Here is a 24,794-nt window from a genome sequence, read left to right on the forward strand (position 1 = left end):
GAGCATGATGCGCAGCACCGCGGACCGGACCAGCGACGCCACGACTAAACTCGCGCAGCTCTTGCTGTCGAACGGAGCGAAGCTCGGCGCTGCTCAATTGCGCCGGCTCAGCTGGCTGGTGCGCAGCTTCGGTCCGGCCGCGGTGTGGGGAAGCAGCGCGCACGCCGGACAAGGCCGCGTCGTCGTCGTGATCGACCCACCGAGCGGTGCAGGTGCGGAGCTGTTGTACAGCTCGTTGACCTCGGACACCGCGGTCGTCATCCCCTTCGGCGAAAATCCTGCGTTCGATTTCCTGAAATCGAAGCTGACCGAATTCGGGACGGTCGGGGCGTGCGGTGCCGATGGCCCACATGAGCTGTGGTGGGGCGGCCTGCGCTGGCGGCCGCAGGCAGATCCAATCAACGCGGCGACGCTGCGCGTAGTGTCCTGCTATCCCCGTGCGCTCGGCGAAATCAGAGCCTATCACCTGAAGCGCTCGCTCGATCGGCTCGGACTGCCGTTCACCATCGAGGCGATCGATACCGTCCACGACGACCGCCTGCTCGCATCCGAAAAGGCCGACTTCATCCTGCGCATGTGGAAACGACACGATGAGCCGCTGCTGTTCGTCGATGCCGATACGATGCTGCAGGCTTTGCCGTCCCTGCTGGTCGAAGCGGACGGCGATTTCGCGGTTCACAAATGGAACAGCTGGGAGATGTCAACGCGCACATTGTATTTCGGCCGCTCGACAGCCGCCGAAGCGATGCTACTGACTTGGCAGGAGCTGACCCATTCCTATGTCGCCGTTTGGGAGGGCTATCTGCTCGACCAGGCCTGGAGCCTGACATCGTCGCAGATGCCGCTCGACACCGTCTGGCTGCCCCGCTCCTATCACGCGGTGGCGGGAGAAGCCGGCGCCAGGCGCGCGACCATCGTCCATAACCTCGCACCGACCACCGCCGATCTCGGCCCGGATCCTGACTTTGCCGATGCGGTGCGCGCGGCGCGGCGCGCCGGCCGTAGCGGCGCACGGGACTCGCTGATCGTGCTGAACTCGACGGCCACATCGGACAAAGCGATCACGGTGATCCTGCGCGATGTCGAAGCGGCGGGCGCGCGTGCCACCGCGGCGAGCCTCCAGGCCGTGACGCGCGCGTTCACCGCCGACTGCGGCGGCTTCGCACGGCTCGAAGTATCGCTCTGCCCATGGCAGGACGATGTGCGTGTCGCAAGAGAGGCAGCATTCCTCGCCCACAACAAAGTGGTCGAGATCGATCCCGCGCAGGAGCTGCCGAATGATCTGTTCCGCACGCTCGCCGCGTCGGAGACCAAAGGCCGGTCCGTCAATGTAACGCGCTATCAGCGCTGAATCCGGAAACATCCAAATGCTCAAGACGATCATTGTTCTGACCGGCAGCCGCGACCAGCAGATGGCGCTGACCGAACTCCTCAAGGCGCACAATCCGGCGCTGTCGTTCCGGTGCGCCGTCAGCTTGGGGGAGCTCGAAGCTATCGAACCCGAGGTGCTCGCTGACGCGCGTCTTGTCGCGTTCACGACGGGCGTCATCGTCCCCACGCACATCCTTGATGCGCTTGGGTACGGCGCCTACAATTTTCATCCGGGTCCGGCAGACTATCCGGGCTGGGCGCCGGCGCATTTCGCACTTTACGACGGCGCCAAACAGTTCGGCGCGGTAGCGCATGTGATGGAAGCGCGGGTCGATTGCGGCGCCATCATCGGCGTCGAAGAGTTCGACATTCCCGACGGTATCGATGTGCGGGGCCTGGAGCAGATGGCCTTCGTGCGGCTCGCTTACCTGTTCTGGCGCATGTCACGCGACATTGCCTGCGAAAGCGCGCCGCTGGCGGTGCTGCCGATCGCCTGGAGCGGCATCAAGAGCACGAAGCAGATGTACGCCGCGATGTGCGACATGCCTGCCGACATCGCACCTTCCGAGATGAAGCGGCGCATCCGCGCCTTCCATGACGATTTCCGCGGCATTCCGTTGACGGTGACGCTGCATGGCGCGCGTTTCCAACTCGCCGGCGCGGCCACGCCGAAACCGATTATGCCGGCCGTCGAGGCGCCGCCGCTCGCGCTCGCATCCTGATCAACGCCTGAGCGGCCTGAGCGCCGCATCGCACAGCCGCGCCTCCCAGCCATGACGCTCCAGCTCGGGATCGTCATGCTCCTCCTCCGGCCAGCCGACGCACAGATAGGCCACGAGGCTCCAGTGCGGCGGCAGGTCGAGCGACCTGCAGGCCGCGTGCGGATCGAGAATCGAGACCCATCCGACGCCAAGCCCTTCGGCGCGCGCCGCGAGCCAGAAGGTCTGGATTGCCGCGACAACGGAATAGCGCAGCATCTCCGGCATGGTCTTGCGCCCGAGTCCATGGCCGGTCTCGGCCGCTTCGTCAGCGCAGACCACAAGATGCACCGGAGCCTGGGTGAGCCCTTCCAGCTTCAGCCGCGCGTAGATCGCACGGCGTTCGCCGTCGTAGCCTTCGAGCGCAGCCTGGTTCGCCGTCTTGAAATTGGCCACGATTGCTGTGCGACGCTCCGCATCCTCGACCAGCACGAAGCGCCAGGGCTGGCTGAAGCCGACCGACGGCGCGTAGCATGAGAGCGCGATCAGCCGTTCGACCAGGTCCGGGCTCACCGCGCTCGATCGGAATCGGCGGACATCGCGTCGCCACCGTACCAGCTCCGCAAAGCGCGCTCTGAACGCTGCATCGAATTGCGGAGGCTCGCGCTCGGTCTCACTGCGCTTGGTTTCACTCATGGCGCTTCTCCACTGATGACGTGAAGGAACGATCCGCTGACTGATCCGCGACGTGCCCCTCGCTCTGCGATGGCGTTGCCGGCCGCATCACGGCACTCGAGCAGGGGATCGTCAGCCTCGGCCAAGATTGACGCGTAGTGAAACTCATGACCGTGGACGATAGCGCCGCGCGCACCGATCCCGCAATCGGCGAGCAGCCGCGCGCGGCGATAGCCGAGATGGAGGCGCCGTTTCGCGAACGACGTTTCAAGCGACAGCAGGCCTGCCATGGCATGGCGGCCGCCATGTGCATCTTCCAGCCCGTTGCCCAACACCATGTAGCCACCGCATTCGCCGTGGATACACGCGCCGCTGTCGGCCGCATGGCGCAGACCACCGAGAAAGCGTTGCGCGGCGGCGAGGCGTCCGGCATGCAGCTCCGGATAGCCGCCGGGCAACCACACCGTATCCGCGGATGGATCCGGCGCCTCGTCGGCGAGCGGCGAGAACGCGACGATCTCGGCGCCGGACTCACGCCAGTGGCGGATCAGATGCGGGTAGCTGAACGAGAACGCGGTATCGGTGGCCAGCGCGATCCGCTGGCCCGGTGGCTTGATCCCAGCACCGATCGGTTGGTCATCACACGGCTCAACTCCCATGGGCCGCGCCAAAGCGCTGATAGCATCGAGATCACAAGCTTCACTGATCCGGTCCGCCAGCCGATCGAAATGCGTCTCGATCGATCCGATTTCCTGCGCCTGCACCAGGCCGAGGTGACGTTCCGGCAGCACGAGCTGCTCGTCGCGGGTCAAGGCCCCCAACAACTTGATGCCTACGCGATCGAAAGCGGGTTCGATCAGGGCACGATGCCGCTCGCTGGCGACCCGATTGAGGATCACGCCCGCAACCGCAATGTCCTCGCGATATCGGGCGCAGCCGAGCGCGACGGCCGCGGCCGTTTCGGTCTGCCCGGAGACATCGACGACCAGCACCACCGGCCAGCCCAACAAGGCGGCCAGATCGGCCGCGGATCCCCTGCCCGCGCGACCCTGCGCCGGCGCGCCATCGAACAGGCCCATGACGCCTTCGACGATCGCCAGATCGGAATCGGCCGCCGTGTCGCGTGCCAGCCAGCGCAGCTGTGGCGCAGTCATCGCCCAGCAGTCGAGATTATAGCTGGTCCGCCGCGCCGCCATCGAATGGAAGGCGAGATCGATGTAATCGGGCCCGCACTTGAATGGCTGAATCTGCCTTCCGCGCCGGGACAGCGCCCGCATCAGCCCGAGTGCGACCGTGGTCTTGCCGGCGCCGGAGCGCGGCGCGGCGAGGATCAGCCCCTTTGGTGCCGCCGAGGTCATGGCTACGGTACCGTCCCAACACGGCAAACTGTGCTATGCGATCGGTGATGACCGAAACCGCGGGAGCGCCAGAACGACCCCTGAAACGTGGCTGGACCACAGGCAGCTGCGCCACCGCGGCTGCGCGCGCGGCCTATGAGTTGCTGATCACGGGAACCTGCCCCGCGATGGTCGAAATCGCGTTGCCCAGCGGTCACCGCGTGAGCTTTGCGGTGGCGATGCATGAGGGAAACGAGAGTGCCGCCACGGCCGGAATCGTCAAGGATGCCGGCGACGACCCCGACGTGACCCATGGCGCATTGATCAAGACGTCCGTGCGAGTTGGACCGGACGGTTCGGGGGTCGTGTTCCGGGCCGGGCCCGGCGTCGGCACCGTGACAAAGCCGGGCCTGCCGCTGCCGCCAGGCGAGCCCGCGATCAACCCGGTGCCCCGGCAGATGATCAGCGCGGCGATCCGCGAAGCTGCAACCGCGCTGAACGGACCGAACGACGTGATCGTCGAGATTTCCGTTCCAGGCGGCGAGGAACTCGCCAAGAAGACGTTGAACCCGCGGCTCGGCATCATCGGCGGCCTGTCGATCCTCGGCACCACCGGTGTCGTCATTCCCTTCAGCTGCGCCGCATGGATCCACTCGATCTATCGCGGCATCGATGTCGCCCGCGCGTCGGGACTGACGCATATCGCCGGCGCGACCGGCACCACGTCCGAGAAAGCCGTGCAGCAGCTCTACCAGTTGCCGGACGCCGCGCTGATCGACATGGGCGATTTCGTCGGCGGCATGCTGAAATATCTGCGCCGTCATCCGGTTGCGCGCATCACCGTCGCCGGCGGCTTCGCCAAGATGACCAAGCTCGGCCAGGGTCTGCTCGACCTGCACTCGCGCGCCGGCGAAGTCGATGTCGCCTGGCTTGCCGAGGCACTGCATGACGCGGACGCGCCCGATGCGCTCGTGAAACTCGCGCGCGGCGCGAACACCGCGCTGCAGGTTCTCGATGAAGCCAAACGCTTGAATTTCCCGGCAGGCGATGTCGTCGCGCGCGCGGCATTGAGCACAGCGCGTCGTGCGCTCGGCGACGACGGAATTTTGCTCGATGTCGTCGTGTTCGATCGCACCGGGCAGCTGGTCGGACACTCCAGCGGCGCCGATCATTCGCCCCTCCCGCGAAAACGCCGCTGATAGTCGGCGTCATAGAGGGCACTCTCGCGAAAATCCTGCGCCGAAAGTGCTTGGCCAACCAGGATTAATGCGGTGCGCTCAACCGGATCCGACTGCATGATCGCGGCAATCGTGCCGAGCGTGCCGGTGACGATGCGCTGCTCCGGCCAGCTGGCACGATAAACGATCGCGACGGGGCAGTCCGCTCCATAATGCGGCAACAGCTCCGCGACGACCTTGTCGAGCACATGGATCGAAAGGTGGATCGCGAGTGTCGCGCGCGACTGCGCAAACAACGAGAGCTGCTCGCTCTCCGGCATCGGCGACGCCCGGCCTGAGGTCCGCGTCAGCACCACTGATTGCGCCAGGCCCGGCAAGGTCAGTTCGCGCCCCAGCGCTGCCGCAGCGGCAGCGAAGGCCGGCACGCCGGGCGTGACCGTGAACGGAATCCCAAGCTGCTCTAGACGTCGCACTTGCTCGCCGAGCGCGCTCCAGATCGACAGATCGCCCGAATGCAGCCGCGCGACGTCTTCGCCAGCGGCGGTCGCGCGCGCCATCTCCGCGATGATCGCATCGAGCGACAGCGGAGCGGTGTCGATGATGCGCGCGCCGGGCGGACAGTGATCGAGCAGCGCCTTCGGCACCAGTGAGCCGGCATAGAGACAGACCGGACAGCGCGCGATCAGGTCGCGGCCGCGCACCGTGATCAGGTCCGGCGCGCCAGGGCCGGCACCGATGAAATGCACGGTCATGCCGCCCCTCCCGCACGAACGGGCCCATCGCCTTGCGCCAGCGCGCAGGTCGCGGTTGCATTGGCAATGCGCGGCAAGAGCAGGCGCGCATGCGCGCCGACAGCCGCCAGCGCCGCCGTTTCCGCAATCGATGGCACGCCTTTCAGATGCTGCACGCGCGCACTGTTGGTCGCAGCGAGATGCGATACGCCGGCAAGCTCGCTCGCCACGATCCCGACCAGCGGGCGTCCAAGCCTGCGCGCGACCGCAATGATGCCAGCCTCCTCTGCCTTCGCGCTCTCGGTCGCGACAACGCCGATGGAGTCGAGCTGCAGCGCTGCCGCAGCGAGAGCCTCGGCGATCAATGCCGCGATGTCATCAGCCGATGCGTTGCGGCGGCAGCCGACACCAAGCGCAATCATGGCTTGGTCACCCGCCATTGCGTCACCGGCATCGCCGGCTTCCAGCCGTGCATGCCGCCGACAGGTTTGACATGCGCGACGGCAACGCGGACCAGTTCGCCGCCATGCCGTTGAAACAGGGTTGCGAGCCGCGCCTCGCCTTCGAGCGACACCACATTGGCGACCAGCCGGCCGGCCGGCTTCAGCCGCGACCACACGGTTTCGAAGACACCGTCGTCGGAGATGCCGCCACCGATGAAGACAGCATCAGGCGCGCTCAGATCGCTCAGCGCAGCCGGTGCGGAGCCAACGATGATCTTGAGGTCCGGCGCGCCCAGGGCGAGTGCGTTGCGGGCGGCGCGGGCGGCGCGATCCTGCCGCGCCTCGATCCCGATCGCACGCAGCGACCCATGACGCAGCAGCCACTCGATCGCGATCGAGCCAGCCCCGAGGCCAACGTCCCACAGCAATTCGCCCGGCCGCGGCGCCAGCGCCGATAGCGTCACAGCGCGGATATCGCGCTTGGTCAGCTGCCCGTCATGCTCGAACTGCTCATCGGCGAGACCCGGTGGAAGGCCGATAATCGGCGCATCGGGATCGGCGACCACCTCGACAGCGACCGTCGTCAGCGCATTGATATCCGACCGGTCAAAATCCGCAGCGAGCGCGCTGCTCCGGCGCTGCTGCGGTCCGCCCATGGCCTCCAGCACCGTCAACCGCGAGCGGCCCATGCCGCGCGACGACAACAAACCCGCAAGCTTCCTTGGCGTCGAACCATCCCAGCAGAGCGCGATGATCCGCGCACCAGGGCTGAGATGACGAATGATGCCTTCGAGCGCCCGGCCGTGCAGGCTGATTTGTGTCACGTCCTGCAGTGCCCAGCCGAGCCGGGCTGCGGCCAGGCTGAAAGCGGATGGTTGCGGCAGGCATAGGATTTCATCAGCCCCAAAGCGCTCGGCAAGCTGCTTGCCGACGCCATAGTTGAAGGGATCGCCGCTGGCGAGCACGACCACGGCCTCAGCTCGCCGCGCTGCGATTTCATCGAACGCAAGATGCAAGGGGCTCGGCCAGGCCAGCTGCTCACCCGTGATCAGGGAGCGCGCAAGTTCAAGGTGGCGGGCACCACCGACGACGAGCGAGGCGCTCGCGACCAGCCGGCGCGCGAGCGGCGATAGACCATCGGCGCCATCCTCGCCGATGCCGATGATGGACAGCCAGCGCGTCGCGTTGCAAGTTGCGCCGGAGCTGATCACGGACAACGCCCTCCATGCGCATTCTCATTCTCGGCGGCACCACCGAAGCCTCGGAGCTGGCGCGTCTGCTGGCCGGTGATGCCCGGTTCCAGCCGACACTGTCGCTCGCAGGCCGTACCACCTCGCCAAAGCCGCAGCCGGTCCCGACGCGCATCGGCGGCTTCGGCGGTGGCGCCGGACTGCAGGCTTGGCTGCGCGACAACGCCATCGCCGCCGTGATCGATGCCACCCATCCCTACGCCGCGCAAATCTCTGCACATGCCGTCGCGGCGTGCCGCGCGGTGTCGCTCCCTCTGGCCTCGATTGTCCGCCCTGCCTGGCAATGCGAGGATGGCGACCAATGGATCGAGGTCGACACGCCGCAAGCCGCAGCGGCTGCGCTCGGTAGCGATCCGGCGCGCGTCTTTCTCAGCCTCGGCCGGCTCGATCTCGCCGCTTTCTGCGCAGCGCCTCAGCATCATTATATCGCCCGCACCATCGATCCGCCCGGCGACGTCCCGCTGCCGCCCGACATCCGTTTCGTCTATGCGCGCGGACCGTTCGACGAAGCCAATGAAGACGACTTTCTGAGGGGCGAACGCATTCAAGCCCTCGTCTCGAAGAACTCCGGCGGTGCGGCGACCTATCCGAAAATCGCGGCCGCGCGCCGGCTGCAGCTTCCCGTGGTCATGATCGCGCGTCCCGACAAGCCGGGCGGCGTGCCCCTCGATGGCGCGCAGGCCGCTCGGCGCTGGCTGGAGGCCCTGCTCGCGCATCACGGTTGATCCGTCTCGCGGCGCGGCGTGTAGATCCAGGGGGCCTTGCCGTCACGCCTGATGAGACGGGTCGCCGATGATCCGATCAGCACCAGCGTGCGCATATCGGCCTGCGCCGGATCAACGTCGCCAAGCGTCGTCACGGTGCGGCTGACATCGCCGGTCCCGGCCGCGCGCACCATCACAATGATGGTCGAAGACGGCTTTGTCCGTCGCAGGATCTCAAACGCCTCCCCGAGCTGATGAGGGCGTGCCTTCGAGGCGGGATTGTAGAGCGCGATGACGAAGTCGCCGGCGGCCGCCGCCTCCAACCGGCGCGTGATCGTCGCCCAGCTCTTCAGATTGTCGGACAGCGAGATCGCACAGAAGTCGCCGCCCAATGGTGCTCCGACTTCGGCGGCGGCCGCCAGCATGGCAGTCACGCCCGGCTCAACGTTGATATCAAGTCGACGCCATTCTAACGGACCGGCCTCGACCGCTTCGAACACCGCCGCCGCCATCGCGAACACGCCGGGATCACCACCCGAGATGACCGCGACGTGCCTGCCGCCTGCAGCAAGCTCAAGCGCGTGCCGGGCACGCTCAAGCTCGACACGATTGTCGCTCGCATGGCGGTGCTGGCCTTCCGCCCGCGTTGTGATGCGATCGAGATAGGGCCCGTAACCGACCAGGTCGGTTGCGCGCGCAATCGCATCTGCCGCGGACGGGGTCATGAGTTCGGACCGTCCCGGGCCGAGGCCGACCACCGTGAGTGTTCCCGTCATAGCTGACGTCCCTGGCCTGGGATCAGGACCATCGAGAAATACGGTCCGCGCTCGTCGTCGCATGCCGACAGTGGCACGATGCGCTGCCCATCCATGGTGCCGCGTTCGACATAGAGCGCGCGCGCGAGCAGCCCGGCGCCTGTCACCGCGCGCTTCACCTTCGGCAGGTTGCGTCCGACCTTCATGATGACAGCCGCCTCGCAGCGCTGCAGCCGGTCGCACAGGATGTCTTCGGCCAGCGTGCCGGGCAAGACGGATAGGATATCGTCCCCCCAGGTGATCGGCACGTTCGCCTGGGTCCAGCAGCCCGACATGCCGGTGACGCCAGGCACGACCTCGACCGGGAAATCGCGCTCGAGCCGCCGCCACATATGCATGAACGAACCATAGAAGAACGGGTCGCCTTCGGAGAGCAGGCCGACCGAGCGGCCTGCCTGCAGATGCGCAGCAATGCTGTCGGCGGCGCGACGATAGAAGGCGGCAATCTCGGCCTGATAGGCGGCGTCTGCAACCGGCACTTCCTCGGTCACAGGGTATTCCAATCGCAGTTCGTGGCGCGATGCGTCCATCAAGGGCGCGACGATCCGGCGAGCGTTTCCTTCAAGACCGCGCTTGGCAAAGAAGCCGACCACGTCGACCGAGCGAACCAGTCCGGCCGCGCGCAAGGTCAGGTAGCGCACGTCGCCGGGACCGACGCCGATGCCGTAAAGCGTTCCGGCCTCTGCCCGGCCGGCGATGGTATCGAGCAGGCTCATTCGGCATCGCTCGCAATGGCATTCACCGCGGCCACCGCCATGGCGCTGCCGCCCTTGCGTCCCCTGACAATCAGATAAGGCAGGCGGCCATCGGCGGCCAGCGCCTCCTTGGATTCTCTGGCGCCGACGAAGCCGACCGCGGTGCCGATCACAGCCGCCGGGCGCGATGCGCCGGCGTCCAGCATGTCCAACAGGTGAAACAACGAGGTCGGCGCATTGCCGATCGCGACCAGCGCGCCGGCAAGATGCGGACGCCACAATTCCAGCGCCGCCGCCGACCGCGTCGTGCCGAGCCGCGTTGCCAACCCGGCGACTTGCGGATCGTCGAGCGTGCAGATGATCTCGTTCTTCGCCGGGAGCCGCGCGCGCGTGATGCCCTGCGCCACCATCTTGGCATCGCACAGAACAGGCGCGCCGCGATTCAGCGCCGCGCGCGCCTCTGCGGCAAAGGTCTCCGACATCTCGATATCGGAGGTGATCTCGACCATGCCACAGGCATGGATGATACGCACCGCGATCTTCTCTTCGAGTCCGCGGAAGCGCGACAGATCGGCCTCGGCGCGGATGGTCGCAAAGGAGCGCCGATAGATCTCGGCGCCATCGCGGATATAGTCGCGCGCGTCAGACATGAGCGCTCTTCTCTTGCGTTAGCAGGGCATGGCCAGCCGTCGCGATCTGGGCCGGGTCCAATTCGGCGAACGCGTTATCCTTCACCGTTCCCTGGCGGACGACCCGGTAGTGGTCACCATCACCGATGAAGACCAGGTCCGCGAGCGCCGACCGCGCGCAGCCCTTGGCGCAGCCGGAGACGTGCAGCGTGCCGGAGAAGCCGGTGCTCTCGGCCATGTCGGCCAATACGCGCGCATGCTGGCGCGTCGCGAGCGTGGTTGAGCTGCAGCTTCCGACGCCCGAACAGGCGTCGACGCGCGTCAGCGGATCGGCGTCATCGACGATGAGACCAGACCCGCGCGCAAAAGCGAGGAGACGCTCGCCATCTGCGCGGTCCCCAATCCCCGCATATAACGTTCGCCATGGTGACAGTCGCAGCTCGGCAATGCCAAGGCGGGCCAATTCGAAGGCCAACGCCGCCATGGCCTCGCTATCGAGACGGCCGAAGACCGCTCCGAGGCCGACTGCATAAGTTCCATTGGCGAGCGCAATCAGGCCACGTGCTTGCGAAGCGACCTGTCTCACATTCGCGATCGAACGATCAAGCGACCGCAAGCCAAGCTCGGCGCGGATGGCGCTGACCGCCTCGGATGACAATGCGCGCGCCCGGCCGGTCGGACTCCGCTTCAGGATGGCGAGCGCGAGCTGAACGGCAATCGCGGCGGCGTCCGCAGCAGCCGTTGAGCCAAGCCATGCGAGCCCGTCCGGACCGTCAAGTCCGATTGCGATCGACGCGTCGGCACCATCTCGACAAGCGACCAGGTGGATATCAGCCTCGAGCTGCAGCAGCGGAAGACATCCGCCCCCATCGAGCAAGAAGCCGAATTTGCCCGGCAGCTGCTGCACCCCAGGCCCAGCCGCCAACCGGCATTCGAGCGCGCGCGCAACAGGGCGCATGTCGACAACTTCAGTCGGATCAACCCCGGCCAGGGGGTTGATGACGATGTTCCTGATCGCCTCCCGCTCAGCATCGTCGTCGAGCAGATCGAGCGCCGCCAGCACGCTCCACAAAGGTGCAAGCGTCTCGGCGGTCACCCCGCGAAGCTGCAAATTGGCGCGCCGCGTCAGGTCGATCTGGCCGTTGCCGAACCGCGCGGCCGCATCGGCCAGCGCTTTCAGCGCGCCGACCGGTACGCTGCCGGCATGCGGCCTGACGCGTACGACGAGACCGTCCCCGCTCTGCATCGGCCGTCGCGCGCCGGGACACCATCCCTTGATGGCGAAGGAGCCGGTCATGTCTTCACCTCCGCGCGGCTCGCGCGTGCCGCGATCGCAGCGAGCTCATCCGCCACAGCATTGCGGCGCGGAACCCACAATCTGCGGCGTCGCGCGTCGTCCAGGCGTGAGACGATGGACGCCACCGCCGCCGGATTACGATCCAGCATCGCCTCACACACGGATGCATCGCTCAGCAGCGCCGCATGCGCCAGCTCGAACAGATGGCCGGGCACGGCGTCCGAGGTGGCTGCAAAAGCATACAGCGCGTCCACGCCCTGCGCGATCTCGGCGACGCCGCGATAGCCGTGCGCGAGCATGCCGGAAATCCAACGCGGATTGGTGAGCCGGCCGCGCACCACGCGCGCAATCTCCTCAGATATCGCGCGCGCCTTCGGCGCCTCGGGCCGGCTGGTGTCGAGATGCAGCAGCGCCGGCGAGGCGCCGAGCGCGGCAGCCGCGGCCGCGAAACCACCGGCGAAATCAGCAACCTCCTCGCCATCGAGCAGATCGCGCTCGCGGTCGTCCTGCGGATGCACCAGCGCGTCAGCGCTGCGGACGCGGTCGCGGAAGGCTGCCTCGCCTGGCGCGGCCTCATGCGCACCACCGAAGCTATGACTTGCAGCCGCGAGGTAGGCTTCGCCCAGTTGCTCGCGGTTATCCCACGCTGTGCCGAGGACAAGGTTCGCAGTCACGGCACCGTAAGTGCCGGGAGCGCCGCCGAACACCCGCGCCAGGCTGTCGCCGCGCCGCTTCGCCGCTGCGAGCGGATTGTCGGCATCATCTTCATCGCGCGCCGCGACCGTCTGCACGGCGAGACCGAACAGCGCGATCTGCGCTTCGAAGATGTCGCGAAACAGCCCCGAGATGCGCAAGGTCACATCGATGCGCGGCCGATCGAGCGCGGCCAGCGGCAGCACGTCGATGCCGGTGACGCGGTTGGAATTGAGGTCCCAGCGCGGCCGCGCGCCGAGATAGGCCAGCGCCTGCGCGAGATCATCGCCGCCGGTGCGCAGCGAGGCCGAGGCCCAGAGGTCGAGCACCAGCGCGCGCGGATACTCGCCATGATCCTGCAAATAGCGGCGGATCACCTCGTCGGCGGCACGGGCGCCGACCACGGCGGCCGTGCGGGTCGGGATCGCGCGCGGATCGATCGCGGTGAGATTGCGCCCGGTCGGCAGCACGTCGAGCCGGCCGCGGCTCGGTGCCCCCGCAGGGCCCGCCGCCACGCGCCGGCCATTGAGTGCGGCGAGCAGCGCCGCGCGTTCGGCGCGAGCGCTGTCGCGGATCGCCAGATCAATCCGGCTGCGATCATGGCCCTCCCCGCCAGCGGTGGCTATGGCATCCCCAAGCAGTCCGATCGCAGCGTCATCCGGTGCACGGCCGAACACGTGCAGACGGTCGCGCACCGCGAGCTCCTTGATGTCACAGAGCTGCGCATCGAGCTTCGCAATCGCCTCGCGTCCGGTCGCGCCTTGCTCCAGGCCGCAATCCACGGCCAGACCATTCGCCCAGGCACGCGCGACGATCTCGTCCTCCAGCAGACTCATGCGGCGCCTATCGAGCCCATCGGCCTCGGCATATTCCTCGACCAGACCTTCGAGCTCGAGCAGCGGGCCATGCAAACCGGCCTGCGACAGCGGCGGCGTCAGGTGACCAAGCGTCACGGCGCCAAGCCGGCGCTTGGCCTGCATGGCTTCACCCGGATTGTTGACGATGAAGGGATAGATCACCGGCAGCGGTCCAAGCACGGCCTCCGGCCAGCAACTCTGCGACAACGCCAGCGCTTTGCCAGGCAGCCACTCCAGCGTGCCATGGGCGCCGAGATGCACCAGCGCATCGATCCGCTCGGCTTCGCGCAAAAACGCATAGAGCGCGACATAGGCATGGCGCGGCGGCACCGTGGTATCGTGATAGCCCGCTTTGCGATCTGTGTGCGCGCCGCGATCCGGCTGCAGCAGGATGAGGACATTGCCGGCGCGCAGCACCGGAAAGCGGAAGGCGCCATCGACAACGGCCGGGTCGGACTCGGGCGGCCCCCAGCTTTGCGCAAGTTCGCGCTGCAAATCGTCCGGCAAGGCCGCGAAAGTGTGCTGATAGATCGCAACGGGCATAGCAAGCTCGGCGGCCTCGCCTCTCAGCAAGGCTTCGATGTCGGCCGCGCTGGGAAGCGCCGCCCCGAGATCATAGCCCTGCTCGGCGAGAAGGCGGATGATCTCGGCCGCGCTTTGCGATGTATCGAGGCCGACGGCATAGCCGCGGCGGCCGCCGCGCGCCGGATAATCCGACAGCATCAGCGCGAGCCGGCGCTTTGCAGTCGGCATGGACCGCAAACGGCACCAGCGCGCCGCGAGTCGCGCGACGAATGCGATGCGGTCGGGCTGCGGCACGTAGCTGATAGCCCCGAATTCGAGCCGCTCGTCGAGCGGCGCTTCGCCCTTGAACGCGATGGTGCGCGCCAAGAGCCGCCCGTCGAGCTCCGGCAGCACCACGTTCATGGCGAGGTCGGTCGGCGACAGGCCGCGTGCCGATGCGGCCCAGGCCTCTTCGCTGCTTTGGGCCTGAACGATCTGCAGCACCGGCACATCGGCAACATCGAGCGCGGTGGTGCCGTCCTCGCGCAATGCCGAGAATGCGGTGGCGTTGAGCACGACGGAGGGCCGTCGCGCCGCGATCAGTCGCGCCAATCCGTCGGCAACATCAGGGTCTTTCAGGCTGGTCACGGCGACGGCGGCCGACGCAAGCCCCTCGCCGTCAAGCGCGTTTTGCAGGGCCTCAATCGCCGCGGTGTCGGCGGCGAGCAGGCTCGCGCGATAGAACACGATCAGGGCGCAGGGCCTGGCATCGCGCGCAAGGCACAGCTCCTCGATTGCGACGGCGCCGCGTCGCGCGACAAATCCGACGACGGAACCGATTGCAACAGGCTCGGCGAATTCCGTCGTGCGTCCGAGCAGCGAGCTCAGATAGCGCAACGCCTCGCGCGCATTGGCCACGCCGCCCTCGTGCAGATAGCCATAGAGTCGCGCAGTGACGTCGAGCGGCAAAGTGGAGAGCGCATCCAGGCGCTCATCAGTGCGATCATCGCCGGGCAGAACAGCAAGCAGGATGCCGCGGCTCCGGCACAGTACGGCAAGGCGCTCCAGCCCGTAGCGCCAATAATCGAGACCGCCGAGGCAGCGCACGACGACGGCACGCGCCGCCACCACGACACGATCGAGATAGAGATCGACCGACATCGGGTGCTTGAGCCGCTTGAGGCTGGCAAGCCGCAAGCTCGGCAGTTCTTCTGCGCCTGCCCGCCATGCCTCGGCCAATGCCGAGAGATCGCTGTCGGAAAACGACAGCACCACGATGTCCGCGGGCGACTGCGCGAGATCCACGGCCTGTTCGAGGTCGTCGAGCGCGGCACCTGATGTCGCCAGGAGATGCATCGGCCTCGCCTAGCCTGCGACCAGGCTCTTGATCGCGGCCACGTCGAGGCCACGCTCGCCAATGAAGACCAGCCGCCCCTGGCGCTCCTCCCCGGCGCGCCAGGGCCGCTCGAACTGATGCTGAATGCGACTGCCGACCGCCTGGATCAAGAGCCGCAGCGGCTTGCCCGCAACCTCGACAAAGCCTTTGACGCGCAGCACGTCGTGCGCGCCTACAGCATCGGCGATACGGGCCAAAAGCGCCTCAGGCGAGGCCTGCGCCGGCACGTCCAGCACAAAGCTTTCGAAATCATCGTGGTCGTGCTCGGCTTCGTTGTCGTGATGCGAGGGGCGCGCCGCAAGATCGGCTTCCGCTGCAGCACCCAGTCCAAGCAGCACAGAGGCCGACAGCTTGCCGTGCTCGGATGCGATCACCTTGACCGCGCGCTGCACCTTGGTCGCGATCTCGGAGCTGACGGTCTTCCGCTCAACATCCGTCATCAGGTCGCTCTTGTTCACGACGACCAGATCGGCGCAGAGCAATTGATCCTCGAACACCTCCTCGAGCGGATTGTCGTGGTCGAGCGACGTGTCCGCCGCGCGTTGCGCGGCGAGCGCCTCCGGATCATCGGCAAAGCGGCCGGCGACGACGGCCGGCCCGTCCACGACAGCGACAACGCCATCGACGGTGACGCGGGTCGCGATCTCAGGCCAGTTGAACGCCTGCACCAGCGGCTTCGGCAGCGCGAGGCCGGAGGTCTCGATCACGATATGCTCGGGAGGATCCTTCTGATCGAGCAGGCTCTTCAACGCCGGCACGAAATCGTCGGCGACGGTGCAGCACAGGCAGCCGTTCGACAGCTCGACGATACGATCCTCGGGGCAATCCGGCACGCCGCAGCCTTTGAGGATATCGCCATCGATCCCGACATCGCCGAACTCATTGACGATGATGGCGAGCCGGCGGCCGTTCGCGGTCTCGATCAGGTTGCGCACCAGCGTGGTCTTGCCGGCGCCGAGGAAGCCGGTGACGATGGTGCACGGCGTCTTTGCAAAAGATTTCATGGCAGCGAAGCCTCTTCGGATGAGCGCGGCAGCGGCGGCACGCGCGCGATCGTGTTCTTTCTGACGTATTCGGGCCGCTCCCGCCACGGCGGGAGCCCGGCCTCATGGCGCTGATGCAGCCGGGCAAAAGCCAGCACGTCATCGGCATGAGCGTCCGGATCGAGCGCGCCGACGATATAGGTCCATTTGCCGGGCGCGGAGACCGCGACCGTGCAGGAGCGATTGCAGTTCGAGAGGCATTCGACCGGCACGATGGTCACTTCGTCGCGCCGCTCGCCGGCAACAGCATGGATCGCCTCGAGCAGCCGCGCACCCGCGCGCGGCCCCTCGCTCGACACAGGCTCCGCAGTCTGCGTCTTGCAGGTGACGCAGACGAACAGCGTCGTCGCGTCAGGGGATGTATTGGTCATCAACTAGCCAGCCAGACCGGCAGCCATGGCAGCCGCAGCGCCACCGACCAACATAATGGCCGCGCCCGCGGTCCGCACCGCGACAGATCCGAACGACACGCCGCGCGCTGCCACGAAGCGCGTGGCCGCGAACGCGCCTGCGGCAATCAGGCTCTGGATCACAAGCAGCCCGGCGAGATAGGCGCCAAGCGGCGTATTTTCGGCGCCGACGATCGATTCACCCAGCGCATAGCCATGCACGAGGCCGGTGAGCGCAAACAGGATCGCGACCGGCAGCACGCCGAAGCCGCTGCGGAGAACGATCAACAGGCCGATCGCGGCGGTCGACAGTCCGACCAGCAGCTCCGCAGCGGGAATGTCCGCGCGCGCCACATGCAGCATCACGCCTGCGATCATCGCCGTGGTGAAGGCCAGCACCGGCGCGAAGCCGCGGCCGATCAGCGCCGCAATGATGCCGGCGCCGATGATCGCCGCGAAATGATCGAGCCCGATCACGGGATGGCCGAGGCCGGAGAGCAGGCCCTGCGTAAAGGTCTGCGGCAGCTTGCCGCCCATCATGTGATGCGCTGACGCGGGATCAGCGGCGAACAGCGCCAAAGCTGCAACTGCAAACGCAATGCGAATGGGATATCTCATGGCCGTCTCCGTCGATACCCGAACCGGATGGGTTCGTGCGATACGCTGCGCCCGACGGCATCCCGGACGTTCCCGGGATCAGAACCCTGCATCGCGACTCCCCGCGCGACGGGTCGGCCAACAGCAATGTCGACGGCAGGTCTCCTGGCTCTCGGGTCGCCGCGCGAGACCACCTTCCCGGTTTCCCAGTGGTCATAAGGCCTCGCACTCGCCGATTACAGTTGCGGGGGCAGCCGCGGCCTGGGGCTTGCGCCCGCACCGCGTTCCCTAAATCTCTCCTTTCGGAGAACCGTCATCTGTTAGATACGGGATTGGGACAAAGCCCGTCAATCGGAATCCTGACCTCATGCCGCCCTCCCCGCCCAACCCAGTCCTGCCGCACCTGACCCTGGTGCTGGGCGGTGCCCGTTCCGGCAAGAGCCGCTACGCGGAAGGGTTGATCACGGCCGCCGAACCGCCCTGGATCTATATTGCTACAGCCCAGGCCTTCGACGCGGAAATGACCGCGCGCATCGCTGAGCACAAAGCGCGTCGTGCCGAGGGATGGACGACGATCGAGGCGCCTCTCGATCTTGCAGCGGCGATTGTGGCACATGGCGGTGCCAGGACGCCGGTTCTGATCGACTGCCTCACGCTCTGGCTCAGCAATGTCATGCTGGCCGGCCGCGACGTTGCCGCGGCTTGCCGTGAGCTCGTCGATGCAATAGCCCAGGCGAAGCGGCCGATCGTCGCCGTCTCCAATGAGGTCGGGCTTGGCATCGTGCCTGACAACGCGCTCGCGCGCGCGTTTCGCGATGCGCAGGGCCGCCTCAACCAGGACATCGCGGCACTGGCCGATCGCGTCATCCTGATGGCAGCGGGCCTGCCGCTGACATTGAAATAGCGCATCGAGAGGACATCAGAATGAGTGAAAGCAACGAGGATGCGCGTCACAAGTCCAAGATGGAGAACCGCAAGGCCATCCAGGACGCCGAGGTCGCATCAAAGACCATCGAGAAGGGTCTGTTGATCGTTCACACCGGCAAGGGCAAGGGAAAATCCACCGCAGCCTGGGGCTTGATGCTGCGCGCGCTCGGCCGTGGCTTCCGCATCGGCGTGGTGCAGTTCGGCAAGGGCGCGTGGGAGACCGGCGAGCGCAAGGCGATCGAAAAGTTTGGCGACCAGGTCTCGTGGCATACGCTCGGCGAAGGTTTCACCTGGGAAACCCAGGATCGCGCCCGCGATGTCGCTGCGGCCAAGCGCGCGTGGGCCAAGGCGAAGGAGCTGATGGCGGATCCTTCCATCGGGCTCGTGATTCTCGATGAGCTCAACATCGCGCTGCGCTACGATCATCTGCCGATTGCCGAGGTCGTCGAAACGTTGCGTACGCGCCGTCCTGACCTGCACGTCGTCGTCACCGGCCGCAATGCCAAGCCGGAGCTGATCGACGCCGCCGATCTCGTCACCGAGATGAACCTGGTGAAGCACCATTTCGCTGCCGGCGTGAAGGCGCAGGAAGGCATCGAGTTCTAAGCTCATGGTCGCGCGCGCCATCATGTTTCAGGGCACCGGCTCCGACGTCGGCAAGTCGCTGATCGTCGCGGGCCTTGCGCGCGCGCTGACATTGCGCGGGTTCAAGGTGGCGCCGTTCAAGCCGCAGAACATGTCGAACAATGCAGCCGTGACCGCCGATGGCGGTGAGATCGGCCGCGCCCAGGCGCTGCAGGCGCGCGCGGCGAAGCGCCCGACGTCCGTTCATATGAACCCGGTGCTGTTGAAGCCGCAGAGCGAGATCGGATCGCAGGTGGTGGTGCAGGGCCGCGTGATCGGCAACGCCAGGGCGTCGGCCTATCAGGCCATGAAGCCGCAACTGATGATTGCGGTGCTCGACAGTTTTTCGTATCTCGCTGACGACGCTGATATCGTGCTGGTCGAAGGTGCCGGCTCGGCGTCGGAGATCAATCTTCGCGCCGGCGACATCGCCAATATGGGCTTTGCCCGCGCCGCGAACCTACCCGTCGTGCTGATCGGCGACATCGATCGTGGCGGAGTCATCGCCAGTTTGGTTGGCACCAAGGCCGTGCTGGCCGCCGAGGATGCCGCGCTGATCGCAGGCTTTCTCGTCAACAAGTTCCGCGGCGATCCCGCGTTGTTTGCGAGTGGGATGGCTGACATCGCGGCACGGACCGGCTGGCAGGCGCTCGGGCTCGTGCCGCATTTCAATGAGGCGCAACGGCTGCCGGCCGAGGATGCGCTCGGTCTGCCTTCCCGTGACCGATCGGGAGAAGGCGGTCTGCCCAAGATCGTCGTGCTCGCCTATCCACGCGTTTCGAATTTCGACGAGTTCGATCCGTTGCGGCTGGAAGCCGGCATCGAGCTGCAGTTTCTGCGTCCGGGCGAGCCAATCCCCGGAGACGCCGCCATCGTCATCCTGCCGGGGTCGAAGGCGACCATCGCCGATCTGGCTGCCCTGCAGCAGACCGGCTGGGATATCGATCTCGCCGCCCACATCCGCCGTGGCGGACGGGTGCTCGGGATCTGCGGCGGCTATCAGATGCTGGGCCAGATCATCAGCGACCCCGATGGTCGCGAGGGGCCGGCCGGCGCGGTCCCCGGGCTCGGACTGCTCGACGTGGCGACGGTGCTGACCTCGGACAAGGCGCTGCGTGAGGTCAGCGGCTCCCTGCACGACGGCGGCGCGCGCTTTCGCGGCTATGAGATGCATATCGGCCAGACCACCGGCGCTGACACCATCAGGCCATTCCTGACCTTCGATGATGGCCGCTGCGACGGCGCGGTCGATGCCAGCGGCCGCGTCGCGGGGTGTTATGTGCACGGGTTGTTCAGCGACGACGGCCTGCGCGAGCGATGGCTGGAGATGCTCGGTGCCGTATCGACGGTGGCGGATTATGACGCCGAGGTCGAGACCACGCTCGACGCCCTTGCCGCGCATCTTGAACGGCACCTCGATATCGACCGCATTCTGGACTTGGCACGCCGGCCCACGCTTTCAGTCAGCGCCAGATAGCGATCACCACAACCAGCGCGGCGAGGACCAGCGCCTGAACGGCGCAGGCGGCTCGGTAGAACCGCAATGCGCGCCGGATATCGCTCGCCTTAGCGTCGGCTTTCCCCTCGCCCATCCAGGCGTCGTCGACAATCTCACCGTGATAGACCCGCGGGCCGGCCAGCCGCAGGCGGAGCGCGCCGGCCATCGCGGCTTCCGGCCAGCCAGCATTGGGCGAGCGGTGCTTGTGCGCGTCACGCCAAAGCGCGGGTATCGCACCGCGCGCTGACGCGCCGGGGATGGCAACGGTCGCAAACACAAGCCACAGCGCTGAGAGCCGCGAGGCCGGCAGATTGATGAGATCGTCAAACCGCGCTACCGCCCAGCCGAAGGCGCGGTGCCGCTCCGACAGATGCCCGATCATGCTGTCGGCGGTATTGATGGACTTGTAGATCAGCATGCCCGGCAGGCCGGCGATGGCGAGCCAGAACAGCGGCGCGACCACCCCGTCGGAGAAATTCTCGGCCAGGCTCTCGATCGCCGCACGCGCCACGCCCGCTTCATCGAGGCTTTCGGGGTCGCGGCCGACGATCATCGAGACGGCTCGGCGGCCGCCAACGAGGCCTTCTTTCTCAAGCGCTGAGGCGACTGCCGCCACATGCTGATCAAGACTGCGCTGTGCCAGCAGGCTGCTGGCGAGGAGCCCTAGGACGCCGGTGGCGAATGGCTCGGGCAATGCCAAGCGCGCCGCTGCCGTGAGCCCCAGCCCAATGGATGCAGCCGCCATGATGAGCAGGAGTACCAACGCAGCGCCCCAGAGGCGACGGAGGGTGAACGAGTCCGAAGCGCGGTTCCAGTGCCGGTCCGCCCATGCTATCAGCGCGCCGATCCACATCACGGGATGGCCGATGCGGCGCACCAGCGCTTGCGGGTAGCCGAACAGCGCCTCAACGATCAACGCAGCGAGCGCAACGGCGAGAAACATCGAGATCCAATCGAAGGCCTGATATGAACGACAGAGCGACTAGCACGCCAGGAACCGCATCGGAAGCGGTCGTTCACGGCGGCAATATCGACGAGGTCAGTCGGCTTTATCCTGACGCGCCCAAGCCCTGGATCGATCTGTCGACCGGGATCAATCCGATCCCCTATCCTGTCCCGCCGCTTTCCGCCGATGCCTGGTCGCGATTGCCGACCAAGGCGGACGAACAAGCCTTGCTGGCCGCCGCCGCACATCGCTACGGCGTACGCGTGCTGAATAGCATCGTCGCCGCGCCGGGCACACAAGCTCTGCTGCAGATCATCCCTCGCCTGCGTCCATCCGGCTCCGTGGCAGTGCTCGCACCGACCTATGAGGAGCACGCGTTGTGCTGGCGCAGTTGCGGACACAAGGTTCGCCTAGTCGACAGGATCGATGCGCTGGCAGAGGCCGACGTCGCCGTGGTCGTCAATCCCAATAATCCGACCGGACAATTGCTGCCGCGCGCCACGCTTCACGCACTCGGCGCGGTGCTCGCCGGCCGCAATGGCCTGCTGGTCGTGGATGAAGCTTTTGCTGATTTGTGTCCCGTGCAGGCAAGCCTGACTTCCAATCTTCCGCCGGCGACCCTCGTGCTGCGCTCCTTCGGCAAGACTTACGGTCTCGCAGGGGTAAGACTTGGCTTCGCCATTACCTCCTTCGACATGGCCGATCGGCTGCATCGCGCGCTGGGCCCATGGGCTGTCTCGGGGCCAGCGCTCGCGATCGGAACCGCGGCTTTAGGCGACGATCGTTGGCTGGAACAAGCACGCGCGTGCTTGACGCTTGACGGCCAACGCCTCGATGCGTTGCTGAGCGCTGCAGGTTGCACACCGCTGAGTTTCGGGTCTGTAACCCTCTGTGGGTCGCCTCTGTTCAGGCTTGTTGAGAGTATGGGCGCCGCAGATTTCGCCGACAGGCTCGCGCGGCATGGCATTCATGTCAGGCGATTTTCATACAACCCGGCGTGGCTGCGCTTCGGCCTGCCCGGCTGCGAGCGGGAATGGCAGCGCCTCGCCGATGCGCTCAGCGCCAACTGAGCACGCAGGCGAACAGCAGCAGGGTCTCGGTCACCTCGATACCGGCGCCGAGGCCATCGCCGGTGATGCCGCCGAGCCGCCATTGCCAGTAGAGCGCGATCGCCGGGATCACCACGAGGGCAAGCAGCGTCGGGCGCGCGCCGAACATGGCGAGAACAACGAGCGCCAGAGCCCAGACTCCGATCATCAACCAGCCGACGCTGTTTGCGACGCTTGCACCGAGCCCGGGCTTCAACGATACGAGCAGCCTGCTCCAGAGCAACGTGCCCCAGCGCGCCCAAGCCGGAATAACAAGCAGCGCCCACGGCGCGAGCGTCGGCGGCAATTGCGCAATCAGCACGAGTTTCGCCGCGATCTGGAGCGCGATTGCGACCACGGCAAAATTGCCGGCATGAGGATCACCCAGCACATCGATGAAGCGATCGGGCTTGCCATGCGACGCGCCGAATGCATCCGCAACGTCGCCGAGCCCATCGAGGTGCAGCGCCCCGGTGATCCAGATCCAGGCCGCGAGCACGGCCAGCGCAACCACCCAGGAATCGTTGCCATGGAGGATGCGCGCGATCAGCGCCAGGCAGATACCGACAACGAGTCCGACCGCAGGAAAGTAGATTGCCGCGCGCGCGAGATCGCCTGCCTCAGCATCCTTGATGCGAGGCGTCGGCAGCCGTGTCAGGAACTGCAGCGCGATCCAGAATTCACGCAGGCTCATGGCTGGATGATCTCGACGAGTTCGCCCCAGAGCGCGCCGTCCTCGCCGCGCCCAATCTCGAGCGTGATACGCGTGGCGGGCTTGATGCGCAAACTCCACAGCGATCGCAGCGGCCAGCCCAAGACCAGCGACAGTGCTGCGCGGATCGCCCCGCCATGGGTGACGACGAGCACGGGAGAGAGCTCGGGATTCGCGGTCAGCCGATCGAGCGCGCGCCCGACGCGATGCTGGAGGCTGGTCCAGCTTTCACCCTCGGGTGCGGTGAACGCAGCGGGGTCCGCGTAGAAAGCCTCGAGCAACGCGGCATCGCCGGGCTCTGTCGCGATCTCGCGACGCTCGCGGCCGTCCCACCGACCGAAATCGAGCTCGCGCCAATCCGGATCGATCTGCAGCGGTGTGGCCATTCGTCGCGAATGCTTCTCGGCAGCGGAGCGCGCCCGCACCAGCGGCGAGCTTACGATGAGCTTCCAATCTCGATATTTCGTCTGCGTGGCAAATTGTTGCGAGCCGGTCTGGCTCAGGGGAGGATCAGTGCGACCATCGAGATAGCCATCGCGGCCGGTGTCGCCATGCCGCAGGAGATCGATGCGCATCAGCTCGTGCGGCCCGACACGGCGGCCTCGGCGAAGGTCGCCATCCCGTTATGGAGCGCACAGGCCAGCCGCAGCAGCGGCAGCGCGGTGGCCGCACCGGAGGCTTCGCCGAGCCGCAGATCGAGGTCGATCAGCGACCGCGCGTCGAGGACGTCCAGCACGATCCCATGACCGCGTTCCGCCGAGCGATGCGAGAAGATCAGCCAGGGACGGCATGAGGGATTGAGCTTGACGGCAGCAAGGGCAGCGACCGACACGATGAAGCCGTCAATCAGAACCGGGATGCCCATTTGCGCAGCCGCAATGATCGCACCGGTCATCGCCACGATCTCGAGCCCGCCAACGGCCGCGAGCACGGTCTGCACGGGGGTTCCGACCTCAAGTCCGTGCAGCACGAGCGCATCGGCGATCACGCGCGCCTTTCGCGATCGCCCTTCCCCGTCGAGCCCGGTACCGCCGCCGACGATATCATCCGCGGCGCAGCCGAGCAGCGCCGCCGCAATCGCCGCAGCCGAGGTCGTGTTGCCGATTCCCATTTCGCCCAGAATCACCAGGTGCGGTTTGCGCTCCGCCTGTCGTGCGACCGCGCGCAGCCCGCAGGCAAGCGCAAACGCCATCTCCTCCAAGGTCAGTGCCGGCGCAATGCTGAAATCTCGTGCGCCAGCGCGGGGCTTATCGACGATCACGCCAGTGATCGGCTCCTCACATAATGTGCCGGCATCGACGAGCTCGAGCGGACAGCCGAGCGTGCGCGCCAGCACCGAGATTGCGGCCCCGCCAGCTGCAAAGTTGTGCAGCATCTGCACGGTCACTTCGGAGGGATAGGCCGAGACCCCACGGGCTGTGATCCCGTGATCGCCGGCAAACAGGATAATCGGCACCCGATCCGCACCCGGCCTATCGGTGGCCTGCAGCGCTGCCAGCTGGACGGCGACCTCCTCGAGCCGTCCGAGCGAGCCCAGCGGCTTGGTCAGCTGCGACTGGCGCGCGAGCGCTGCCTCGCGGTGGCGCTCCGAGGGAGCTGGACATCTGACGTTCATCCAATCAGGCAACACGGCGACTTCCATAGCAAAGAATCGAACTGGCACGATTGCCATCGGCGCGGCGGCGTGACAAGCAGCC

General features: G+C 66.6%; 25 protein-coding genes and 1 riboswitch. Of the genes, 8 read left to right on the forward strand and 17 right to left on the reverse strand.

Annotated features, from left to right (window positions below):
- Positions 1-4 precede the first annotated feature (4 nt).
- Together BRAS3843_RS05680 and BRAS3843_RS05685 are read left to right on the forward strand one after the other, a co-directional pair.
- A complete protein-coding gene (locus BRAS3843_RS05680; protein ID WP_008967807.1) occupies positions 5-1,351 on the forward strand; it encodes a hypothetical protein in 1,347 nt (448 codons plus the stop codon).
- A 16-nt stretch (positions 1,352-1,367) separates the two neighbouring features.
- The gene (locus tag BRAS3843_RS05685; RefSeq protein WP_008967808.1) at positions 1,368-2,093 is read left to right on the forward strand and encodes a formyltransferase family protein; all 726 of its coding nucleotides are present in this window, start codon (positions 1,368-1,370) and stop codon (positions 2,091-2,093) included.
- On the opposite strand, the gene bluB is transcribed toward BRAS3843_RS05685, so the two are convergent.
- Together bluB and BRAS3843_RS05695 are read right to left on the reverse strand one after the other, a co-directional pair.
- Positions 2,094-2,765 (reverse strand): 5,6-dimethylbenzimidazole synthase, encoded by a 672-nt coding sequence (gene bluB, locus BRAS3843_RS05690; RefSeq protein WP_008967809.1) that lies wholly within the window; start codon positions 2,763-2,765, stop codon positions 2,094-2,096.
- Positions 2,762-4,102, reverse strand: a complete 1,341-nt coding sequence (locus BRAS3843_RS05695) for a cobyrinate a,c-diamide synthase (protein ID WP_008967810.1) — start codon at positions 4,100-4,102, stop codon at positions 2,762-2,764. Before BRAS3843_RS05695 ends, bluB begins: the two co-directional genes overlap by 4 nt.
- Before the next feature lie 47 nt (positions 4,103-4,149).
- On the opposite strand from BRAS3843_RS05695, the gene BRAS3843_RS05700 reads away from it, so the two are divergent.
- Positions 4,150-5,280: a cobalt-precorrin-5B (C(1))-methyltransferase gene (locus tag BRAS3843_RS05700; RefSeq protein ID WP_035980917.1), complete on the forward strand. Its 1,131-nt coding sequence runs from the start codon at positions 4,150-4,152 to the stop codon at positions 5,278-5,280.
- On the opposite strand, the gene cobM is transcribed toward BRAS3843_RS05700, so the two are convergent.
- The 3 genes from cobM to BRAS3843_RS05715 are packed head-to-tail and all read right to left on the reverse strand — an operon-like array spanning position 5,250 to position 7,644.
- Positions 5,250-6,011 (reverse strand): precorrin-4 C(11)-methyltransferase, encoded by a 762-nt coding sequence (gene cobM, locus BRAS3843_RS05705; RefSeq protein ID WP_008967812.1) that lies wholly within the window; start codon positions 6,009-6,011, stop codon positions 5,250-5,252. The genes BRAS3843_RS05700 and cobM overlap by 31 nt on opposite strands.
- Positions 6,008-6,412 carry a cobalamin biosynthesis protein gene (locus tag BRAS3843_RS05710; protein WP_008967813.1) on the reverse strand — a complete coding sequence of 135 codons (405 nt, stop codon included), beginning with the start codon at positions 6,410-6,412 and terminating at the stop codon, positions 6,008-6,010. The genes cobM and BRAS3843_RS05710 overlap by 4 nt, the downstream gene beginning before the upstream one ends.
- Positions 6,409-7,644: a bifunctional cobalt-precorrin-7 (C(5))-methyltransferase/cobalt-precorrin-6B (C(15))-methyltransferase gene (locus tag BRAS3843_RS05715; RefSeq protein ID WP_008967814.1), complete on the reverse strand. Its 1,236-nt coding sequence runs from the start codon at positions 7,642-7,644 to the stop codon at positions 6,409-6,411. Before BRAS3843_RS05715 ends, BRAS3843_RS05710 begins: the two co-directional genes overlap by 4 nt.
- Positions 7,645-7,658: 14 nt before the next feature.
- On the opposite strand from BRAS3843_RS05715, the gene BRAS3843_RS05720 reads away from it, so the two are divergent.
- The gene (locus BRAS3843_RS05720; protein WP_008967815.1) at positions 7,659-8,408 is read left to right on the forward strand and encodes a cobalt-precorrin-6A reductase; all 750 of its coding nucleotides are present in this window, start codon (positions 7,659-7,661) and stop codon (positions 8,406-8,408) included.
- Here the strand turns inward: BRAS3843_RS05720 and cobJ are convergent.
- Genes cobJ through BRAS3843_RS05760 form a run of 8 tightly spaced genes read right to left on the reverse strand, consistent with a single transcriptional unit; the run spans position 8,399 to position 17,323 of the window.
- Entirely contained in the window at positions 8,399-9,163 is a 765-nt protein-coding gene (gene cobJ / locus BRAS3843_RS05725; RefSeq protein ID WP_008967816.1) for a precorrin-3B C(17)-methyltransferase, read from the reverse strand. The two genes, BRAS3843_RS05720 and cobJ, sit on opposite strands and share 10 nt — an antisense overlap.
- Positions 9,160-9,918 carry a precorrin-2 C(20)-methyltransferase gene (locus BRAS3843_RS05730; protein ID WP_008967817.1) on the reverse strand — a complete coding sequence of 253 codons (759 nt, stop codon included), beginning with the start codon at positions 9,916-9,918 and terminating at the stop codon, positions 9,160-9,162. The genes cobJ and BRAS3843_RS05730 overlap by 4 nt, the downstream gene beginning before the upstream one ends.
- The gene (locus BRAS3843_RS05735) at positions 9,915-10,547 is read right to left on the reverse strand and encodes a precorrin-8X methylmutase (protein ID WP_008967818.1); all 633 of its coding nucleotides are present in this window, start codon (positions 10,545-10,547) and stop codon (positions 9,915-9,917) included. Before BRAS3843_RS05735 ends, BRAS3843_RS05730 begins: the two co-directional genes overlap by 4 nt.
- Positions 10,540-11,823: a precorrin-3B synthase gene (gene cobG, locus BRAS3843_RS05740; protein ID WP_008967819.1), complete on the reverse strand. Its 1,284-nt coding sequence runs from the start codon at positions 11,821-11,823 to the stop codon at positions 10,540-10,542. The genes BRAS3843_RS05735 and cobG overlap by 8 nt, the downstream gene beginning before the upstream one ends.
- A complete protein-coding gene (gene cobN, locus BRAS3843_RS05745) occupies positions 11,820-15,233 on the reverse strand; it encodes a cobaltochelatase subunit CobN (RefSeq protein ID WP_008967820.1) in 3,414 nt (1,137 codons plus the stop codon). Before cobN ends, cobG begins: the two co-directional genes overlap by 4 nt.
- Positions 15,234-15,242: 9 nt before the next feature.
- Positions 15,243-16,277, reverse strand: coding sequence for a cobalamin biosynthesis protein CobW (gene cobW, locus BRAS3843_RS05750; protein WP_035980918.1), 1,035 nt, complete (start codon positions 16,275-16,277; stop codon positions 15,243-15,245).
- A complete protein-coding gene (locus BRAS3843_RS05755) occupies positions 16,274-16,687 on the reverse strand; it encodes a DUF1636 domain-containing protein (protein ID WP_008967822.1) in 414 nt (137 codons plus the stop codon). The genes cobW and BRAS3843_RS05755 overlap by 4 nt, the downstream gene beginning before the upstream one ends.
- Before the next feature lie 3 nt (positions 16,688-16,690).
- On the reverse strand, positions 16,691-17,323 hold the full coding sequence (locus tag BRAS3843_RS05760) for a HupE/UreJ family protein (RefSeq protein ID WP_008967823.1): 633 nt from the start codon (positions 17,321-17,323) through the stop codon (positions 16,691-16,693).
- Between the two features lie 116 nt (positions 17,324-17,439).
- A riboswitch (cobalamin riboswitch) is annotated at positions 17,440-17,632 on the reverse strand.
- A 37-nt stretch (positions 17,633-17,669) separates the two neighbouring features.
- Between BRAS3843_RS05760 and cobU the strand changes: the two genes are divergently transcribed.
- The 3 genes from cobU to BRAS3843_RS05775 are packed head-to-tail and all read left to right on the forward strand — an operon-like array spanning position 17,670 to position 20,330.
- Complete coding sequence (gene cobU, locus BRAS3843_RS05765) at positions 17,670-18,206, forward strand: bifunctional adenosylcobinamide kinase/adenosylcobinamide-phosphate guanylyltransferase (protein WP_008967824.1); 537 nt, start codon at positions 17,670-17,672, stop codon at positions 18,204-18,206.
- A gap of 20 nt (positions 18,207-18,226) precedes the next feature.
- Positions 18,227-18,835 (forward strand): cob(I)yrinic acid a,c-diamide adenosyltransferase, encoded by a 609-nt coding sequence (gene cobO, locus BRAS3843_RS05770; RefSeq protein WP_008967825.1) that lies wholly within the window; start codon positions 18,227-18,229, stop codon positions 18,833-18,835.
- Between the two features lie 4 nt (positions 18,836-18,839).
- On the forward strand, positions 18,840-20,330 hold the full coding sequence (locus BRAS3843_RS05775) for a cobyric acid synthase (RefSeq protein WP_008967826.1): 1,491 nt from the start codon (positions 18,840-18,842) through the stop codon (positions 20,328-20,330).
- On the opposite strand, the gene cbiB is transcribed toward BRAS3843_RS05775, so the two are convergent.
- Positions 20,317-21,294 carry an adenosylcobinamide-phosphate synthase CbiB gene (cbiB, locus tag BRAS3843_RS05780; RefSeq protein WP_008967827.1) on the reverse strand — a complete coding sequence of 326 codons (978 nt, stop codon included), beginning with the start codon at positions 21,292-21,294 and terminating at the stop codon, positions 20,317-20,319. The two genes, BRAS3843_RS05775 and cbiB, sit on opposite strands and share 14 nt — an antisense overlap.
- A gap of 23 nt (positions 21,295-21,317) precedes the next feature.
- Here cbiB and cobD point away from each other — a divergent pair, with 23 nt between their 5' ends.
- Complete coding sequence (cobD, locus tag BRAS3843_RS05785) at positions 21,318-22,367, forward strand: threonine-phosphate decarboxylase CobD (protein ID WP_008967828.1); 1,050 nt, start codon at positions 21,318-21,320, stop codon at positions 22,365-22,367.
- Here the strand turns inward: cobD and BRAS3843_RS05790 are convergent.
- The 3 genes from BRAS3843_RS05790 to cobT are packed head-to-tail and all read right to left on the reverse strand — an operon-like array spanning position 22,354 to position 24,727.
- On the reverse strand, positions 22,354-23,079 hold the full coding sequence (locus BRAS3843_RS05790; RefSeq protein ID WP_008967829.1) for an adenosylcobinamide-GDP ribazoletransferase: 726 nt from the start codon (positions 23,077-23,079) through the stop codon (positions 22,354-22,356). The two genes, cobD and BRAS3843_RS05790, sit on opposite strands and share 14 nt — an antisense overlap.
- Positions 23,076-23,672 (reverse strand): histidine phosphatase family protein, encoded by a 597-nt coding sequence (locus BRAS3843_RS05795; RefSeq protein ID WP_008967830.1) that lies wholly within the window; start codon positions 23,670-23,672, stop codon positions 23,076-23,078. The genes BRAS3843_RS05790 and BRAS3843_RS05795 overlap by 4 nt, the downstream gene beginning before the upstream one ends.
- Complete coding sequence (gene cobT / locus BRAS3843_RS05800) at positions 23,672-24,727, reverse strand: nicotinate-nucleotide--dimethylbenzimidazole phosphoribosyltransferase (RefSeq protein WP_008967831.1); 1,056 nt, start codon at positions 24,725-24,727, stop codon at positions 23,672-23,674. Before cobT ends, BRAS3843_RS05795 begins: the two co-directional genes overlap by 1 nt.
- Between the last annotated feature and the right edge of the window lie 67 nt (positions 24,728-24,794).

This window comes from Bradyrhizobium sp. STM 3843 (genome assembly GCF_000239815.1).
Classification (GTDB): Bacteria; Pseudomonadota; Alphaproteobacteria; order Rhizobiales; family Xanthobacteraceae; genus Bradyrhizobium.

Coding starts and splice junctions, on each gene's coding strand:
- BRAS3843_RS05680 (WP_008967807.1), top strand. CDS start 5: ATGATGCGCAGCACCGCGGACCGGACCAGCGACGCCACGACTAAACTC.
- BRAS3843_RS05685 (WP_008967808.1), top strand. CDS start 1,368: ATGCTCAAGACGATCATTGTTCTGACCGGCAGCCGCGACCAGCAGATG.
- bluB (WP_008967809.1), bottom strand. CDS start 2,765: ATGAGTGAAACCAAGCGCAGTGAGACCGAGCGCGAGCCTCCGCAATTC.
- BRAS3843_RS05695 (WP_008967810.1), bottom strand. CDS start 4,102: ATGACCTCGGCGGCACCAAAGGGGCTGATCCTCGCCGCGCCGCGCTCC.
- BRAS3843_RS05700 (WP_035980917.1), top strand. CDS start 4,150: ATGACCGAAACCGCGGGAGCGCCAGAACGACCCCTGAAACGTGGCTGG.
- cobM (WP_008967812.1), bottom strand. CDS start 6,011: ATGACCGTGCATTTCATCGGTGCCGGCCCTGGCGCGCCGGACCTGATC.
- BRAS3843_RS05710 (WP_008967813.1), bottom strand. CDS start 6,412: ATGATTGCGCTTGGTGTCGGCTGCCGCCGCAACGCATCGGCTGATGAC.
- BRAS3843_RS05720 (WP_008967815.1), top strand. CDS start 7,659: ATGCGCATTCTCATTCTCGGCGGCACCACCGAAGCCTCGGAGCTGGCG.
- cobJ (WP_008967816.1), bottom strand. CDS start 9,163: ATGACGGGAACACTCACGGTGGTCGGCCTCGGCCCGGGACGGTCCGAA.
- BRAS3843_RS05730 (WP_008967817.1), bottom strand. CDS start 9,918: ATGAGCCTGCTCGATACCATCGCCGGCCGGGCAGAGGCCGGAACGCTT.
- BRAS3843_RS05735 (WP_008967818.1), bottom strand. CDS start 10,547: ATGTCTGACGCGCGCGACTATATCCGCGATGGCGCCGAGATCTATCGG.
- cobG (WP_008967819.1), bottom strand. CDS start 11,823: ATGACCGGCTCCTTCGCCATCAAGGGATGGTGTCCCGGCGCGCGACGG.
- cobN (WP_008967820.1), bottom strand. CDS start 15,233: ATGCATCTCCTGGCGACATCAGGTGCCGCGCTCGACGACCTCGAACAG.
- cobW (WP_035980918.1), bottom strand. CDS start 16,277: ATGAAATCTTTTGCAAAGACGCCGTGCACCATCGTCACCGGCTTCCTC.
- BRAS3843_RS05755 (WP_008967822.1), bottom strand. CDS start 16,687: ATGACCAATACATCCCCTGACGCGACGACGCTGTTCGTCTGCGTCACC.
- BRAS3843_RS05760 (WP_008967823.1), bottom strand. CDS start 17,323: ATGAGATATCCCATTCGCATTGCGTTTGCAGTTGCAGCTTTGGCGCTG.
- cobU (WP_008967824.1), top strand. CDS start 17,670: ATGCCGCCCTCCCCGCCCAACCCAGTCCTGCCGCACCTGACCCTGGTG.
- cobO (WP_008967825.1), top strand. CDS start 18,227: ATGAGTGAAAGCAACGAGGATGCGCGTCACAAGTCCAAGATGGAGAAC.
- BRAS3843_RS05775 (WP_008967826.1), top strand. CDS start 18,840: ATGGTCGCGCGCGCCATCATGTTTCAGGGCACCGGCTCCGACGTCGGC.
- cbiB (WP_008967827.1), bottom strand. CDS start 21,294: ATGTTTCTCGCCGTTGCGCTCGCTGCGTTGATCGTTGAGGCGCTGTTC.
- cobD (WP_008967828.1), top strand. CDS start 21,318: ATGAACGACAGAGCGACTAGCACGCCAGGAACCGCATCGGAAGCGGTC.
- BRAS3843_RS05790 (WP_008967829.1), bottom strand. CDS start 23,079: ATGAGCCTGCGTGAATTCTGGATCGCGCTGCAGTTCCTGACACGGCTG.
- BRAS3843_RS05795 (WP_008967830.1), bottom strand. CDS start 23,672: ATGCGCATCGATCTCCTGCGGCATGGCGACACCGGCCGCGATGGCTAT.